This window comes from Acetobacter sp. DmW_125128 (assembly GCF_008704325.1).
In the GTDB taxonomy this organism is placed as follows: domain Bacteria; phylum Pseudomonadota; class Alphaproteobacteria; order Acetobacterales; family Acetobacteraceae; genus Acetobacter; species Acetobacter oryzifermentans.
Window position 1 is genome coordinate 100877 of record NZ_VHOP01000019.1, and the last position, 14258, is coordinate 115134.

A 14258-nucleotide genomic window follows, 5' to 3' on the forward strand; every position below is an offset into this window, starting at 1 on the left:
AAAGGCGTTATTCTGCCACAAGCTGGGTTACGCAGCTTTCATGCGCGCCCAGCACGTGTTGCAGTTGTTCAAGCTGTGCACTTGCTTTTTCTGCAAAGCCAAAAGGCGGGCGTATAACAAGTAAGCCTGCGCCGTTAAGCTGATCCGGGTTGTGTGGCGGCTGCATAAGTAACTCCGCCACGCAGATATTGCGGATACCGGTGGCCATTAACGTTTCATGAAAAATACGAACGGGCGTGCGGTGCTTGATGGGATACCAAATGGCAATAATGGCATTGGCAAAGCGGGCCTGAATGGTCTGCACGGCTTGTGCAAGCCGGTCGAATTCCCCCGGTTCTTCAAATGGCGGATCAATCAGAATAAGCCCGCGCTTGGCGGTTTTGGGCGGAAGCAGGGCGCGCAGGGCTTCATAGGCATCTCGCTCGTGCACCGTTACATTTGGGGTGTTGGTAAATAGCCGGTAGAGGCTGCGCTTATCTTCTGGGTGTTTTTCGCAACAAATGAGTGAATCCTGCGTTCGCAGCATCTGCGCAATAATGAGCGGAGAACCGGGATAAAACTCTGGGCCGCCCGCTTGTTTTACCTGTTCCAGCCAATCTGCCAGTGGGCTGGCAGCATCTTCATGCCACAGTTTGCCTATGCCATCTTGCCATTCCTGCGTTTTTTCAGCTTCGGGGCTGTGCAGATCATACCGCCCGATACCGGCATGTGTATCCAACACCATAAAGGGCGCAGGTTTGCGTAAAAAGCTTTGCAGCAAGGTGACAAGCAAGGCGTGCTTCATGCAGTCGGCAAAGTTACCGGCGTGGTAGGCGTGGCGGTAGTTCATGTGGTGGGTGTTTCTGCTTCAAAACGGCTGGCCATGTCTTCCAGTGGCCAGCGCGGGCGGGGGCGTAGGGCGTTATCGTTTATGGGGGGTAGGTGGCGTGTGGCGGCTTCCTGCCACGTTTCCAAGGCTGCCCAACCCACCATAACGGCATTATCCGTGCACAAGCGTAAAGGGGGAGCTGCAAAGCGTAGGCCGCGTTGTGCGGATGTTTTTTCTAAAGCCGCACGCAAAACTGTATTGGCAGCCACGCCACCAGCAGCCACCAACAGTTTGGCTTCGGGCATCATATCTAGTGCGTGCTCAATACGGTTGGTCACTACATCGGCTACGGCTTGCTGAAAGGAGGCCGCCAGATCTGCCGCAAACTGGCGGGGCAAAGGCGCCTTGCCAAAAGGTGCGAGCTTTTGGGAGATGGCGGTTTTTAGGCCGGAGAAAGAAAAATCGCAGCCCTCACGCCGCCAGAGGGGGCGGGGTAGGGAGACGGCTTTGGGGTTGCCTTCCCGCGCCAGTTTTTCCAGTTCCGGGCCGCCGGGCCAGCCAAGACCCAGCATTTTGGCAACTTTATCAAACGCTTCACCGGCGGCATCATCAATCGTGCCGCCTAGTTTGCGGTAATGGCCTACGCCTTCCACTGCAATGCATTGGCAATGACCACCAGAAACCAGCAGCAGCAGGTAAGGGAAGGGGGCGCCATCGGGCACAACACCGGGTAGCCGCGCCGTAAGGGCATGGGCTTCCACATGGTTGACTGCTACAAACGGAATACCCAGCGCCAATGCCAGCCCCTTGGCAAAACCGCTGCCCACAATCAGCCCGCCAATAAGCCCCGGCCCGGTGCTGGCGGCAATGAAAGACAGAGTCGCGGGGGGGATGTTGGCATCCTGCAAAGTGGCCCGAACCAGATTCGGCAGTAGGGCCAAATGAGCGCGTGCCGCAATTTCTGGCACCACGCCACCAAAATCTGCATGCCCATCCTGAGAAATAACACGCTGCGCCAGCACGGTGCCATCAGGGGCCAAAATGGCGCATGCGGTTTCATCGCAAGAAGATTCAATGGCCAGTATTGGGCCATCTGGCCTGCGGTTTTGTGCGGTTTCGTTCATGGACGCATCATGCAAAACGGCGTATCCTTACGGTAACGCAATAGGTGGACGGGGGCGGAATGTTTTTTCGATCGCGCAAGTTTTTCAGACCAGCCGGGCATCATCACTTCTTGTCCTTTCTCTACTCCCGGTAATAGACACTCTTATGGATTCAGCCTACCCTTCCTCATCCGCCCCTTCTCCTGCGTTGCAGGAACTTGCGGCGGAAGCGGCGGCCCGCCAGAAAAAGGCAAGTGGCCATTCTGGGCGCCGCACCCTGCCTTTGCGTGTTGGCACGCGGGGTTCGCCCCTTGCGCTGGTGCAAACGCGCGCCTTCCTTACCACACTGACACGTTTCTGCCCCGTCTTGCGGGATATGGGTGCGTTTCAGGAACACCAGATTAACACCACGGGTGATCAGGTGCAAAATCGGCGTTTGGCCGAAATTGGTGGTAAAGGCCTGTTTGCAAAGGAAATTCATGAAGCCCTAGCCGATGGGCGGATTGATTTTGCCGTGCACAGCCTTAAGGACTTGGAAACCACGCTGCCCCCCGGCCTTGTGCTGGCCTGCACCCTTAAGCGGGAAGATGCGCGTGATGCCCTTATCCTTAGCCCCGGCCTTGCGCAGTCCGACCCGGATGATCCGTATTCCGCCCTGCCAGAAGGTGCGCTTGTAGGCTGCGCATCCGTGCGTAGGCAGGCACAGATGCTGCATGTGCGGCCAGACCTGCAATTTGGCCTGCTGCGTGGCAACGTGCAAACCCGACTCGATAAACTCGCTGCCCATCAGTGTCAGGCTACGTTGCTGGCTCTGGCCGGGCTAAAGCGCCTTGGCATGGCAGAGCGTGCCAGCATTGTGCTGGACCCCACAGTTATGGTGCCAGCCGCAGGGCAGGGCATTGTAGGCGTAACCGTGCGCGAAGATGATGTTGAACTGCGCGAACTGTTATCTGCAATTGAAGATTACGAGGCCCGCGCTGTTGCCACGGCAGAGCGTTCTTTGTTGGCGGAACTGGATGGTTCCTGCCGTACGCCTATCGGTGGCTATGCACAGCTTCTTCCCGCCGAGGAGGGCAAAGACCCCAAGCTGCATCTTACGGGCCTTGTTGCGCGTGAAGATGGGTCTTTCCTGTTAAAGCGTAGCATTACTGGCATGCCGGAAGATGCTGCAAGGCTGGGTAAGGAGCTGGGTGAAAGCCTGCGCAAAGATAGCCCTTCTGATATTTTTGAGGAAAACTGAGGTAACGCCATGCGTCCGCGTGGTGTGATTGTCACACGCCCGGAACCGGGGTTGAGTGAAACAATGGCAGCCGTTGCGGATGCAGGCTGGCTGCCATTGGCCTCACCTGCATTGGTTGTGCAGCGGCATACGCTGCGTCTGCCCCAAAAATTACCCGCAGCCATATTGCTTACCAGTGGGCAGGCTGTTTCTGCTGTGGTTGTAGCCGCACAGCAGGCCAAAGCGCTGGATATGCCGGTTTACGCAGTAGGGGATCGCACAGCCCAACGCGCGCGTGATGCCGGGTTTACATGTGTGAAAAGCGCAGATGGTGATGCCCGTGCGCTTGTCTCGCTTTTACAAACCCACCAACAGCCAGAACAAGGCAGCCTGCTGCTTTGCTCTGGGGCAAGGCAGGGCGTAGAGCTTGCGGCTTGGTGCAGGCAGGCAGGGTTTAAGGTTACGCGCCGCGTTGTGTATGCGGCCAAACCGATCCAGAAAATAACCGAACAAACGCGTACAGCCATTCAGGCTGCCAAGGTAGCGGTCGTTCTGTTTTTTTCAGCAGAAAGTGCAGCAAGCTGGTTGGCAGCTTTGCCAGAAGCCGAGCAAAAGCGGCTGACAGCGCAGGCGCGTGCGGTGGTGATATCTGGCCGTGTGGCAGATGTTTTGCGTAACGCAGGTTGGCACGATGTGCATATAGCGGCCCATGTTTCTGCCGCAGCGATTATGGAAGCTCTGGGGCTATATCACGTATAAAAAAACCTCCGCACCCGTAAGTGCGAAGGCTTTTTGCAACCCTTAAAGCAAAGGCAACGCGATTATGCGTGGCCTGCTGCTTCGGGGAATTCTGCGCGGCGTGCCTGCCACAGAGCCACAAAGTCGATCGGCTGCAGCACGATGGGCGGGAAGCCGCCATCACGCGTTACATCGCTGATGATGTTACGGGCGTAGGGGAAGATCAGGCGCGGCACTTCAACCAGTAGGATCGGTTCGATCAGTTCCTGCGGCGGGTTGGTAAGCGTTACGACAGCGGCGTAAACCAGCTCGGTCAGGAACACAGTGCGGCCAGCGGGGCCACCTTCCTTTTCCGGGGCTTCCTTGGCTTCTGCCTTAATGGACAGAACAACCTCGTAAACCATCTGGTCATCCTGCAGGCGGTTGGCCTGCACATCAATGTTCACGCCAATCTGGGGCTGGCTGCGCAGGGTGGCAAAAATTTCTGCACCAACCGGCACTTCAAACGACAGATCGCGGGTGTACTGCAAATTAACGGCAAGCGGCAGTGCGGGTGGGGCACTCTGTTCTGTTTCAGACATCGGTTCTGCTTTCGTCAGCTTCAACTTTGGATACCCTTCGCGGTAGCATGCCCGCAGGCATCCGCCAACTGTAAGCGGCATGTTTGGCAGGGTATCTGGGCTGTGCGGGGCGTTTTATGCGCGCTTAGGGGGAAAAATGTTGCCAGTCTCCATTTTCAAAACTCTCCCCTGTCAGGCTCAGCAAAAACCACCAATGAGAGACCACAAGAGTTTCGGATGCTCTGGCATCCTGCGCCATAATCTGGCGGAATTGTTGCGCCCGGTTTTCCAGGCTTGCGCTGCTTTCTGGCAGCGGAGACCACCAGTGTTCATCTATGTGGGCAAAATCCAGATGTGGCCATGCTGATGCTAAAACGGAGGCGGGTGTACCTTTATCGCAGGAATACATGCCGCGTTCGCGCACAAGCGGCATAATTTGTGGGGTAATGCCCAACCGCTGCGCCAAAGGCGTGGCGGTTTGCAGCGCACGTGTGAAGGGGGAAACCAGTATGCGCCGGATTCCCCTATCCGCCAGTTTCAGGCCCAGTTCCTGCGCGTGGGCCTTGCCCTCAGCAGAAAGATGTGGGTCTTCCAACCCCGGATCTCCCCCATGAAGGTTGTAATGGCGGTTGAATTCGCTTTCGCAGTGTCGCAGGATGATCATGATACCCGCAAGGTAGGAAGCATAATGCCCCTTTAGCAAGAGGGCAGGTGATTGTATCCCCCCATGCGCGTGACTATGTGATAAGTAACACGCGATTCTCCGGTTCTGTTTCATGTACTATGGCAGAACAGGCGCAAGGTTTTTGGTGGACGTAAGACAGATGGATTTTTCTCTCGGCCATTTCCCGGTCGATCTGGTGCTTCTGGCTCTGGTTGCGGCATTTCTGGTGCTGCGGTTGCGTAGCGTGCTGGGCAAGCGCGTGGGTATTCAGCCGGTACAGGTGCAGCTTCAGGTTCGGCCGGATGCAGCGCCCAGAGTGGTGGAAGGCAAGCCAGAACAGGCCGAAGCTGCGGCGGAATTTGATATTCCTGCCCCGGGTACGCGCGTGGGCACATTGCTGGCAGATATCCGGCAGAAAGATCCTTCTTTCACACCTCAGCAGTTTCTCAACGGTGCGCAAACTGCATTTGCGCAGGTAGTGGGTGCCTATGCACAAGGCAACCTGAATGTGCTGAAAACGTACCTGACACCTGCCGTTTTTTCTGCATTTGAGGCAGGCATTACAGCCCGCACCAATGCAGAAGAAACGCAGCGGACAGATGTTAAAGCCATTCGGTCTTTGGCAATTGAAGATGTGCGTCTAACACCCATGGAAGTCGGTACGGCAGCCGCTATTGATGTGCGCATTGTTTCGGACCAGATCAGCCTTGTGCTGAACAAGGAAGGGCAGCCGGTAACAGGTACGGATGCCGTAACCGAATTTTCCGATCTGTGGACTTTTGAGCGCTTGCTGGATGTAAATGGCAGCACATGGCGCCTTGCGGCGGCGCGTAGTGCGTGAAAGCTGCCAAAGGTAACGGGGCATCCCGCGCCAACACCACCCACACCAAACCACCACGCGCCCGCCGTTATAAAATTGGGCAGCAGGAAATAGTAATGGGTGATTGCCTGCGTGCGCTCAAGCGCGTGCCGGCGGAATCGGTGGATGTGGTTGTTACGTCTCCCCCTTATAATATCGGCCTGTCCTACCGCAGTTATCCGGACAGGCGGGAAGAAGAAGATTATCTGGACTGGATGCTGGAGGTTGCGCAGCAGTTGCAGCGCATCCTTAAGGATGATGGGTCATTCTTCCTGAATATTTCCGGCTCATCCGCACAACCTTGGTTGCCGTTTGAGCTGGCAGTGCGGCTGCGTGATCTGTTTGTGTTGCAAAACCATATCTCGTGGGTGAAATCCATTTCCGTGGGGGAAGATAGCTTTGGGCACTTCAAACCCATGAACAGCCAGCGGTTTCTGCACCGCGGGCATGAACATGTTTTCCACTTCACGCTGCACGGAGATGTGCGGCTTGATCGGTTACGTGCCGGGGTGCCGTATAAGGATAAATCCAACATTGCCCGCCGTGGCCACAGGCAGGATAGGCGCTGCCGGGGTGATACGTGGTTTATCCCGTATGAAACCGTGCGGGGCCGGGCAGAAAAGTTTGATCACCCCGGCACCTTCCCCGTAGCGTTGCCTGAACAGTGTATTCTGTTGCATGGGCGAGAAGGTGCGCGCGTGCTTGATCCATTTATGGGCACGGGCACCACACTGCTGGCTGCCCAAAGGTTGGGCTGTTACGGGCTGGGGATGGAGTTGGACCCGGAATACGTGGCTATTGCCCGTGCGCGGCTGAAGGATGATTTGGCGTCCTGAACGCCTCATCATCGAAAAGATTAATCATTAAAATAAAAACAATCGTTTGGACATATTGATATGTATCAAACACAATGCAGGTAACAGCGCATAAAAGCTATTCAATCAAGGCGTAGAAATTAGGAGACCGGGTTTTGAAACGATTAGTCGTGTCAGCAGTAGGTGTAGCTCTGCTGGCTTATGGTGGAACAGTCGCTTACCTGCAGCATTTTGACCACATTACAGCACCAGAATTACCAGCATCTTCCCCCACGCTGAAAGATCCCGTGGCGCTGGCAGCATTTAACGCCCTGCGTGAGGCGCGGTGTGATTACTGCCATGCCGAACAGCGCGATCTGCCGTTTTACTTCCGTGTGCCGGTTGCCAAAACGCTTATGGAAAAAGACCGTGCCAACGGGCTGCGTCATTTCCGTGTAGAACCAGTGCTGGATGCGTTTGAACAGGGCACTGTGCCTACGGAAGAGCAGCTTTCCCGCATTGAGGAAGTGATTACGCAAAACCGTATGCCACCCAACCTGTATCTGATGATGCACTGGCACGCCCACCTGTCCAATGCAGAGCGTGAAGCTGTGCTGAAATGGGTGCAGGATACACGCCGCAAAAACTACAACAACACAGGTGCGGCAGAGCAGTTTGCAGCAGAGCCTATTCGCCCTGTGCCAGAAAGCGTGGAAGCCAATCCGGCAAAATGGACGCTGGGGCGCAAGCTGTTCTTTGATAAGAGCCTGTCGGGCGATAACACGCTTAACTGTGCAAGCTGCCACGGGCTGGATACCGGCGGGGTGGATAATCTGGTTACAGCCACCGGCATTGGTGGGCAGAAAGGCCCCATCAACACGCCTACGGTGTATGATGCCTACTTTAAAATGGCGCAGTTCTGGAACGCCCGTGCCACCACGCTGGCAGATCAGGCCGCTGGCCCTGTTATGAATCCGGTGGAAATGGGTTCCCATAACTGGGAGGAAGTGGCCAACAAGCTGAACGCCAACCCGGAATACGCACCGCTGTTCCAAGAAGCATTTGGCCCCGATGCCAAGGTTGATGAAAAAACCATCACCACGGCTATTGGCGAGTTTGAAAAAACGCTGGTTACGCCAAATGGTGCCTTTGATGAATACCTTAAAGGCAAACCGGACGCCATTAGCGAGCAAGCTAAACGTGGCTATGAACGCTTTAAGGCCATTGGCTGCTCTGGTTGCCATACCGGCATTGGGGCAGGTGGCCGCGGCATGGAAATCATGGGTCTTGAAGGGGATTATTTCAAAGACCGTGGAGGCAAGCTAACGGATGCTGATGAAGGCCGTTACGCGGTGACACATGAAGCGGGTGATATGAACCGTTTTGTTGTGCCCAATTTGCGGAATGTTGAGCTGACAGGCCCATACTTCCATGATGGTAGCGTAAAAACCTTGGATGAAGCCGTGCGCAAAATGGCCCGTTATCAAACCCCGGATCAGAACATCTCTGATCAGGATGTAGCGGACATTGTGGCCTTTCTGAAAACGCTGACAGGGCGTTACGATGGCAAGCTGCTTACCAACAGCAATCCAGCCGCCAAACAGTAAATCTGGCGTAAAAAAAGCAGCCTTCTAAATGGAGGCTGCTTTTTTCTTTTCTTGAAAGATGGCCCGCAGGCAGGTGATAACCAAGCCTGGCGGGCCATTTTTGGTTTTAAGGCATGAAACGTAGAGGGTGATGTGAACAGGCGTCGGCGGCACTTGCAAGAGGGGGAAAAGGCGTTATGGGCGCTGGTCGTGCGGGATGTGGCCCCCCTGCATGTGGCCGAACTTGTGCCACCCGCTGCACAGAACGAACCAGAGCCACAGGCTATTCCGCGTGCGCAGGCTAAGGTGGGCAAAAAGTCTCAGGCCAGTGGGCTTATGGCGTCTTCATCTGGTGGTGGAAGCAGTGTGGCGGAAGCCGGTTATGGTTTTATGGCTCCGCGTGCTTCAACTGCGGGCCCACGTGTGCAGCAGGCTCCGCGCCCGGCAGAAACTATAGGCAAACGCCAACCCGGAGTGGATGATTACAGTTGGCGGCGCTTTACCCAAGGCAGTTTCAAAGTAGAGCGTCGGTTGGATCTGCACGGTATGGTGGCGCAGGAAGCTTTCCATCGGCTGATGGAGTTTATGGACGTGGCTACCCATAGGGGTTTGCGCTGTGTGGAAATTATTACTGGTTTGGGCACAGGGCAGGAAGGCGGAATTTTACGGCGCGAATTGCCGCATTGGCTGGAAAGGCCAGAAATCCGCCGCCGCATTCTGGGGCTTACATATCCTCATGCAGGCAACCGAGGGTCTGTTCGCGTATTACTGCGTCGGCGGCGTTGAAAGTAGCGCCGGGGGCGTGGCATCGCGCCAGCGGGGCAGGCTTTGGGCAAACCAGCGGCGCAGCGCCATCAGCACGTGTGGCTCGGGCATAAGTGTTTCATAAAACGGGATACCAGCCGTGCCAGCCAGAATGGTTTGGTTTTCTGCCAATGCGGCTTGCTGAATGGCTGGGTGGTTTGCGCATATTTCAGCCGCATGGCGCCATTGGGCAATACTGTCTGGTTGCGTAAGGGCAGGCAGCACAAGCCCAGCACGCAAGCTGCACGCTGCGGCAATGGCCCCCCAAGCAGGTAGCAGAAACGCAGGTTGGGAATATTTGTGTTCCTGTTGCAGCACAGTGAGTAGATCCGGCGGCAGATTGGGCTGGTGGATCTGCATATCGGGCCGGGCGTTATTGATAAACAGGGGCGTAAAACCCGCAGCCTGTAAGGAGGCAATACGGCTGGGATAGCTGGCATCCAGCGGCAATTGGATAACGTCTGTCTGGCCTGCCTGTAACGTGGCCATTGCGGCTTCTGGCGTGGCATGTCCGGCTACAGGCTGGGGGCGCAAGCCCAACATATCCAGCGCCAGAACGGTGGTTAGCTCTGGCCCTGTTAGTTTGGAAACAGCAACACGCGTAAGCTGTCCGGTTAGACGAGCACGGAAAGACTGATGCAGGCTTACGCGCCCTACGGCAACGCTAGGTTGTGCCACCAGAAACACCGGGGCCCAGCGTCGATAATCAAAATGAATACGCGGCCCACCCAACATGGCAGAAAGTATAGCCGTACCAGGCACCATAAGCCCAACAGGGCCGGGGGTTGTTTGCTGCTGTGTATCAAACAGATTAGCCCCGGTTATGCCATCCCATCCGGTTGTAGGGGTAAGCTGTAAAGGCGGGCTAAGGTGTAGTTCTTCTTCTAATGCAGGCGCCAGCAAACTGGCCCAACGCCCACATTCTGAAGAAGTGGCGCCACCAATAATAAGCGCAGATCCGCTATCCGCACTGGTAGAAAGGGAATCCTCCGCATGTGCTGTGTGCGTGCCCGCCATAATGGCCGCACCGCTGCCTAGCAGAGTGCTTAGAAACATGCGGCGCGAAAATTGCCGTTCAGGCATCACAAAAAGTCGGGGCTGATCAGCGTGGGGCAAGCGCGGGAGATCCTCTTCCTGTTTCTCCATCATATTAAGCGCATATGAGGGAAGAATCACGCGTGTTTTATTATGGCCATTTTACTTCGGGCGGCATGCTCATCAGAATGGCTTCTGTATGGCCGCCGGTTTTCAGGCCGAACAACGTGCCTCTGTCATGTAGCAGATTGAATTCCACATAGCGGCCACGGCGGATAAGCTGGGCCTCACGCTGCTCTGGTGTCCAGGGTTCCATCATGCGGCTGCGAATAATTTCGGGAAACACGTTCAGAAAAGCCAAGCCTACATCTTTTGTAAAGGCAAAGTCTTCCTGCACATCACCACTGTTCAGCCGATCATAAAAAATACCGCCCAAACCGCGGGGTTCATTACGATGGGGTAGGAAGAAGTACTTGTCACACCATGCCTTGAAGCGCGGATAATATTCTGGGTCATGCGCGTTGCAGGCCTGAGCAAAAGCGGCATGAAAGCGTGCGGCGTCATCCTGCGCTTCTGCGCTGTCGGGAAACATGGGGGTAATATCCCCACCGCCACCAAACCAGCCTTTGGTGGTGATAATCATGCGGGTGTTAAAATGTGCGGCAGGTACAAGTGGGCTGCACATATGTGCCACCAGGCTGATACCCGTGGCAAAAAATGTGGGATCTTCTGCTGCGCCGGGAATAGTGGCAGCAAATTCCGGCGTAAAGGTGCCCTGCACGGTAGAAACGTTTACGCCCACTTTTTCAAAAACACGGCCATGCATTACGCTCATCACACCGCCGCCGCCGGGACTGCCATCTTCGTTCTGGCGGTTCCAGCTTTTGCGCTCAAAACGGCCTGCGGCTTCATGGCCGGGTAAAACGGGGCTGTTCTGTTTTACGGCGTCTTGCTCAATGGCTTCAAACGCCGCGCAAATTTTGTCGCGCAGGCTTTCAAACCATTGGCGGGCTGGTTCCCTCAGGGCTTGGTGGGCAGAAACATCAGCGGTGTTGGTGGGCGTCATGAACTGTCTTTTCCTCATCGTCCTTGCCTGAAGCTGCCATCTGCTTACAGGCTTTCAAGGGGTGCGCTTTCTGGCGCATCATTGCAAGATGAACCCGAACATCGTTAAACCAACAGCAGCTCTGCACGGGGCAGGAACATGTACCCTATAAGTGGCGTAAGGGGAGAAAAGGGCAAGATGGCAGCAACACCAGCCCGCCATACGGAGCAGGCAGAAAAGGAAGCGCGTTCCTTTTTACAGCAGGCGGGTGCTTATGCACGCCATTATGGACGCCTGCCTTTGCCCGCAGATCTGAACTGGTGGTGGACCATTGGCGCCATGCTGGTGGCTGTTTTGGTGCTTATGCTGTTAACGGGGCTAACCCTTACACTGGCGTACACGCCAGATGCCTCGCTTGCTTTTGGGTCAGTTGAGGCCATTGAACGCCGAATGCCTTCTGGCTGGTTGCTGCGCGCCATGCATATGACAGGGGCCTCGGTTTTTATGGCGGCCTTGTATGCGCATTTGTTGCGTGGGCTATATTACCGCACCTATTTGCCCCCACGGCGCAGTATATGGTTAAGCGGATGTGGCTTGCTGGTTTTGGTAATGGTAACGGCATTTGCAGGCTATGTGCTGCCTTGGGGCCAGATGTCTTACTGGGGCGCAGATGTAGCCGCCAAGGCTGTAGGGGCTGTGCCATTTATAGGGCAGGGGCTGGAACAGGTTTTTCTGGGAGGTGAAAGCCCGGGCACACCCACATTGCACCGTATGTTCACCCTGCACTTTTTGTTGGCATTTGTTATTATCGGGTTGGTTTTGGTGCATGTTGCTGTTGTGCATGCAAAGGGAAGTTCCAGCCCTTCCGTTCAACCCGAAATACGCCGGAAATATCTGCCATTTTACCCGTATTTTACCACGCGGGATATTCTGGCCATATTGGTTATGGCCTTGGGTTTTGTAGCAGTGATGTGCTTTTGGCCGGGGCTGATAACAGAGCCAGCCAATTATCGCCCAGCCAACCCGTTGCATACTCCAGCCGATATTGAACCCGAATGGTATTTTCTGCCGTTTTACGGAATGTTACAGGTTGTGCCTTCCAAGTTTTGGGGGCTGCTTGTTTCTGGCGGTGCGGTGGCCGTGCTGTTTGCTGTGCCGTGGTTGGATAAAGGAAGCCGCATAGCAAACAGCGGCGTGGCACGGTTAACGGATGCCGGGGCACTGCTGGCATGCGTAGGGGCGGCAGTTACTGCCGCAGCGGCTGGCGTGCATCATGCCCAAGGTGGGTGGCTTCTGGCGGGGCAGGCTGCCTGTTTGGTTTATTATTTGTATTTTCTGGTTTTTCTGCCCTTACGCACCCGTTTTGCCGGGAGGGAAGTATAATGGGGCAGAAAATACGCCATACATTCTGGTTCCATGCCGGAGGGATGGTGCTTTTAGGCGCTTTGCTGCTGGGGCCAGACATTGCGCAGTCTGCACATGCGCAACCTGTTAAAGCGCCTGTGCAGGATTGGTCTTTTAAAGGGGCGCTGGGGCATTTTGATCTGCCATCTGTGCAGCGAGGATATGCCGTGTTTGCCGGGGTATGTGCCTCGTGCCACAGTTTGTCTGAAGTGCGTTTTTCTGATCTCACAGATATGGGGCTGACACTGGAAGAAGTGGGGGCTGTTGCCGCAACATGGCAGGTGGCAGACGGGCTGGATGCCGAAGGGCGGCTTAAGCACCGTAATGCCCGGCCAGATAATGCGCTTTCATCCTCCTATTCCGGGCCGGAAGCTGCGCGTGCGGCCAATGGGGGCGTGGTGCCGCCTGATCTTTCGCGCATTGTGCAGGTTTACCCCGGTGGGGCAGATAGGCTTTTTGCGCTGCTCACGGGCTATAAGCCAAATGCGGTGCGTGTGCCGGGCAAAGGGTTTGCCAATTCCTTCGCTATTGGCCATTACACCGCCATGCCGCCGCCTTTGCGTGAAGGTGCGGTAAAATATGCAGATAACACCCCCGCAACCGTTACGCAGGAAGCGCGGGATGTTACCACCTTTCTTGCGTGGGTTTCTGCACCGCATCAGGATACCCGCCGCCGTGTTGGCATAGGTGCAGGTTTGTATCTGTGCTTCCTTGCCGTGTTGTTTGTGATTTTAAACCGGAGACTCTGGTCGCATGTCAGAAAATGAAACTGTGGAACCCGTTATTGGCCTGATAGGCGGGTCTGGCCTGTATGATATTGACGGGTTGGAAGAAAAGGAATGGCGCACGGTAGAAACGCCTTGGGGCCTGCCTTCTGACCAGCTTCTTTTCGGGCGGCTGGATGGTGTGCGCTGCGTGTTTCTGCCGCGTCATGGCCGCGGGCACCCCATTCCACCCTCACGCCTGAATTATCGGGCCAATATTGCCGCCATGAAGATTTCTGGCGTGACAGACATTGTCTCACTTTCCGCTGTGGGGTCTTTGAAAGAAGAACTGCCGCCGGGGCATTTTGTGGTGATTGATCAATTTATTGATCGCACTATTGCACGTACCAAAAGCTTTTTTGATACAGGCTGTGTCGCGCATATTTCCATGGCAGACCCATTGTGCAACCGTGTGGGCGATGCGCTAAAGGCACAGGCAGATAAGCTGGGCATTACCGCAGTGCGTGGCGGCACCTATCTGGTTATGGAAGGTCCGCAGTTTTCAACCCGTGCAGAAAGCGAGCTATACCGGAGCTGGGGTTGCTCCGTTATCGGCATGACCAACATGCCAGAAGCCAGCTTAGCGCGTGAAGCCGAAATGTGTTACGCCACGGTGGCTATGGTGACAGATTATGACTGCTGGCACACGGAGCATGACAACGTAACCGTAGAGAGCGTTGTAAAAACCATGCAGGCGAACTCGGCTAATGCCAAGGCGCTGATTAAAGCTGTTATTCCTGCTTTGGGTGGCAAGCGCCATAGCTGTAGCGCAGGCTGTGATCATGCATTGGAACACGCTATCATGACAGCGCCTTCTGTGCGTGATCCAGAACTGGTGGCAAAGCTGAAAACCATTGCGGGCCGCGTTCTGTAAA

The 14258-nt window shown here is 55.5% G+C and carries 15 protein-coding genes; 9 read left to right on the forward strand and 6 right to left on the reverse strand.

Annotation, left to right across the window (positions count from 1 at the left end; genetic code table 11):
• Nucleotides 1-7: 7 nt before the first annotated feature.
• Nucleotides 8-829 (reverse strand): 23S rRNA (adenine(2030)-N(6))-methyltransferase RlmJ, encoded by an 822-nt coding sequence (locus tag FKW19_RS08090; RefSeq protein WP_089178762.1) that lies wholly within the window; start codon nt 827-829, stop codon nt 8-10.
• Nucleotides 826-1932: a tRNA (adenosine(37)-N6)-threonylcarbamoyltransferase complex transferase subunit TsaD gene (gene tsaD / locus FKW19_RS08095; protein ID WP_089178763.1), complete on the reverse strand. Its 1107-nt coding sequence runs from the start codon at nt 1930-1932 to the stop codon at nt 826-828. Before tsaD ends, FKW19_RS08090 begins: the two co-directional genes overlap by 4 nt.
• A 145-nt stretch (nt 1933-2077) precedes the next feature.
• Here tsaD and hemC point away from each other — a divergent pair, with 145 nt between their 5' ends.
• Nucleotides 2078-3151, forward strand: coding sequence for a hydroxymethylbilane synthase (gene hemC, locus FKW19_RS08100; RefSeq protein WP_035353999.1), 1074 nt, complete (start codon nt 2078-2080; stop codon nt 3149-3151).
• 9 nt (nt 3152-3160) lie between these two features.
• Entirely contained in the window at nt 3161-3889 is a 729-nt protein-coding gene (locus FKW19_RS08105; protein ID WP_089178764.1) for a uroporphyrinogen-III synthase, read from the forward strand.
• A gap of 62 nt (nt 3890-3951) precedes the next feature.
• Here FKW19_RS08105 and secB read toward each other — a convergent pair whose 3' ends face one another.
• Both secB and FKW19_RS08115 read right to left on the reverse strand, forming a co-directional pair.
• Nucleotides 3952-4449 carry a protein-export chaperone SecB gene (secB, locus tag FKW19_RS08110; RefSeq protein WP_003628317.1) on the reverse strand — a complete coding sequence of 166 codons (498 nt, stop codon included), beginning with the start codon at nt 4447-4449 and terminating at the stop codon, nt 3952-3954.
• 124 nt (nt 4450-4573) lie between these two features.
• On the reverse strand, nt 4574-5206 hold the full coding sequence (locus tag FKW19_RS08115) for a histidine phosphatase family protein (protein ID WP_006116191.1): 633 nt from the start codon (nt 5204-5206) through the stop codon (nt 4574-4576).
• A 46-nt stretch (nt 5207-5252) separates the two neighbouring features.
• Here FKW19_RS08115 and FKW19_RS08120 point away from each other — a divergent pair, with 46 nt between their 5' ends.
• The 4 genes from FKW19_RS08120 to FKW19_RS08135 all read left to right on the forward strand — a co-directional run bounded on the left by FKW19_RS08120 (nt 5253) and on the right by FKW19_RS08135 (nt 9117).
• The gene (locus FKW19_RS08120) at nt 5253-5933 is read left to right on the forward strand and encodes a Tim44/TimA family putative adaptor protein (RefSeq protein WP_089178765.1); all 681 of its coding nucleotides are present in this window, start codon (nt 5253-5255) and stop codon (nt 5931-5933) included.
• Nucleotides 5930-6787, forward strand: coding sequence for a site-specific DNA-methyltransferase (locus tag FKW19_RS08125; protein ID WP_006116189.1), 858 nt, complete (start codon nt 5930-5932; stop codon nt 6785-6787). Before FKW19_RS08120 ends, FKW19_RS08125 begins: the two co-directional genes overlap by 4 nt.
• 134 nt (nt 6788-6921) lie before the next feature.
• The gene (locus FKW19_RS08130; RefSeq protein ID WP_063353765.1) at nt 6922-8352 is read left to right on the forward strand and encodes a cytochrome-c peroxidase; all 1431 of its coding nucleotides are present in this window, start codon (nt 6922-6924) and stop codon (nt 8350-8352) included.
• Between the two features lie 132 nt (nt 8353-8484).
• Nucleotides 8485-9117, forward strand: a complete 633-nt coding sequence (locus FKW19_RS08135; protein ID WP_006116185.1) for a Smr/MutS family protein — start codon at nt 8485-8487, stop codon at nt 9115-9117.
• On the opposite strand, the gene FKW19_RS08140 is transcribed toward FKW19_RS08135, so the two are convergent.
• Both FKW19_RS08140 and hemF read right to left on the reverse strand, forming a co-directional pair.
• Entirely contained in the window at nt 9097-10311 is a 1215-nt protein-coding gene (locus FKW19_RS08140) for a hypothetical protein (protein WP_006116184.1), read from the reverse strand. The two genes, FKW19_RS08135 and FKW19_RS08140, sit on opposite strands and share 21 nt — an antisense overlap.
• A 10-nt stretch (nt 10312-10321) precedes the next feature.
• Entirely contained in the window at nt 10322-11236 is a 915-nt protein-coding gene (gene hemF, locus FKW19_RS08145) for an oxygen-dependent coproporphyrinogen oxidase (protein WP_035353990.1), read from the reverse strand.
• Between the two features lie 138 nt (nt 11237-11374).
• Here hemF and FKW19_RS08150 point away from each other — a divergent pair, with 138 nt between their 5' ends.
• The 3 genes from FKW19_RS08150 to FKW19_RS08160 are packed head-to-tail and all read left to right on the forward strand — an operon-like array spanning nt 11375 to nt 14257.
• Nucleotides 11375-12598, forward strand: a complete 1224-nt coding sequence (locus FKW19_RS08150; protein ID WP_089178766.1) for a cytochrome b N-terminal domain-containing protein — start codon at nt 11375-11377, stop codon at nt 12596-12598.
• Nucleotides 12595-13386, forward strand: a complete 792-nt coding sequence (locus FKW19_RS08155; RefSeq protein WP_089179898.1) for a cytochrome c1 — start codon at nt 12595-12597, stop codon at nt 13384-13386. The genes FKW19_RS08150 and FKW19_RS08155 overlap by 4 nt, the downstream gene beginning before the upstream one ends.
• The gene (locus FKW19_RS08160) at nt 13373-14257 is read left to right on the forward strand and encodes an S-methyl-5'-thioadenosine phosphorylase (protein ID WP_063353770.1); all 885 of its coding nucleotides are present in this window, start codon (nt 13373-13375) and stop codon (nt 14255-14257) included. Before FKW19_RS08155 ends, FKW19_RS08160 begins: the two co-directional genes overlap by 14 nt.
• Nucleotide 14258: the final 1 nt, after the last annotated feature.

Excerpts from the sequence above, each read along its gene's own strand:
- FKW19_RS08105 (WP_089178764.1), top strand. The coding sequence starts at position 3,161 with ATGCGTCCGCGTGGTGTGATTGTCACACGCCCGGAACCGGGGTTGAGT.
- FKW19_RS08120 (WP_089178765.1), top strand. The coding sequence starts at position 5,253 with ATGGATTTTTCTCTCGGCCATTTCCCGGTCGATCTGGTGCTTCTGGCT.
- tsaD (WP_089178763.1), bottom strand. The coding sequence starts at position 1,932 with ATGAACGAAACCGCACAAAACCGCAGGCCAGATGGCCCAATACTGGCC.
- hemF (WP_035353990.1), bottom strand. The coding sequence starts at position 11,236 with ATGACGCCCACCAACACCGCTGATGTTTCTGCCCACCAAGCCCTGAGG.
- hemC (WP_035353999.1), top strand. The coding sequence starts at position 2,078 with ATGGATTCAGCCTACCCTTCCTCATCCGCCCCTTCTCCTGCGTTGCAG.
- FKW19_RS08115 (WP_006116191.1), bottom strand. The coding sequence starts at position 5,206 with ATGAAACAGAACCGGAGAATCGCGTGTTACTTATCACATAGTCACGCG.
- FKW19_RS08090 (WP_089178762.1), bottom strand. The coding sequence starts at position 829 with ATGAACTACCGCCACGCCTACCACGCCGGTAACTTTGCCGACTGCATG.
- secB (WP_003628317.1), bottom strand. The coding sequence starts at position 4,449 with ATGTCTGAAACAGAACAGAGTGCCCCACCCGCACTGCCGCTTGCCGTT.
- FKW19_RS08150 (WP_089178766.1), top strand. The coding sequence starts at position 11,375 with ATGTACCCTATAAGTGGCGTAAGGGGAGAAAAGGGCAAGATGGCAGCA.
- FKW19_RS08160 (WP_063353770.1), top strand. The coding sequence starts at position 13,373 with ATGTCAGAAAATGAAACTGTGGAACCCGTTATTGGCCTGATAGGCGGG.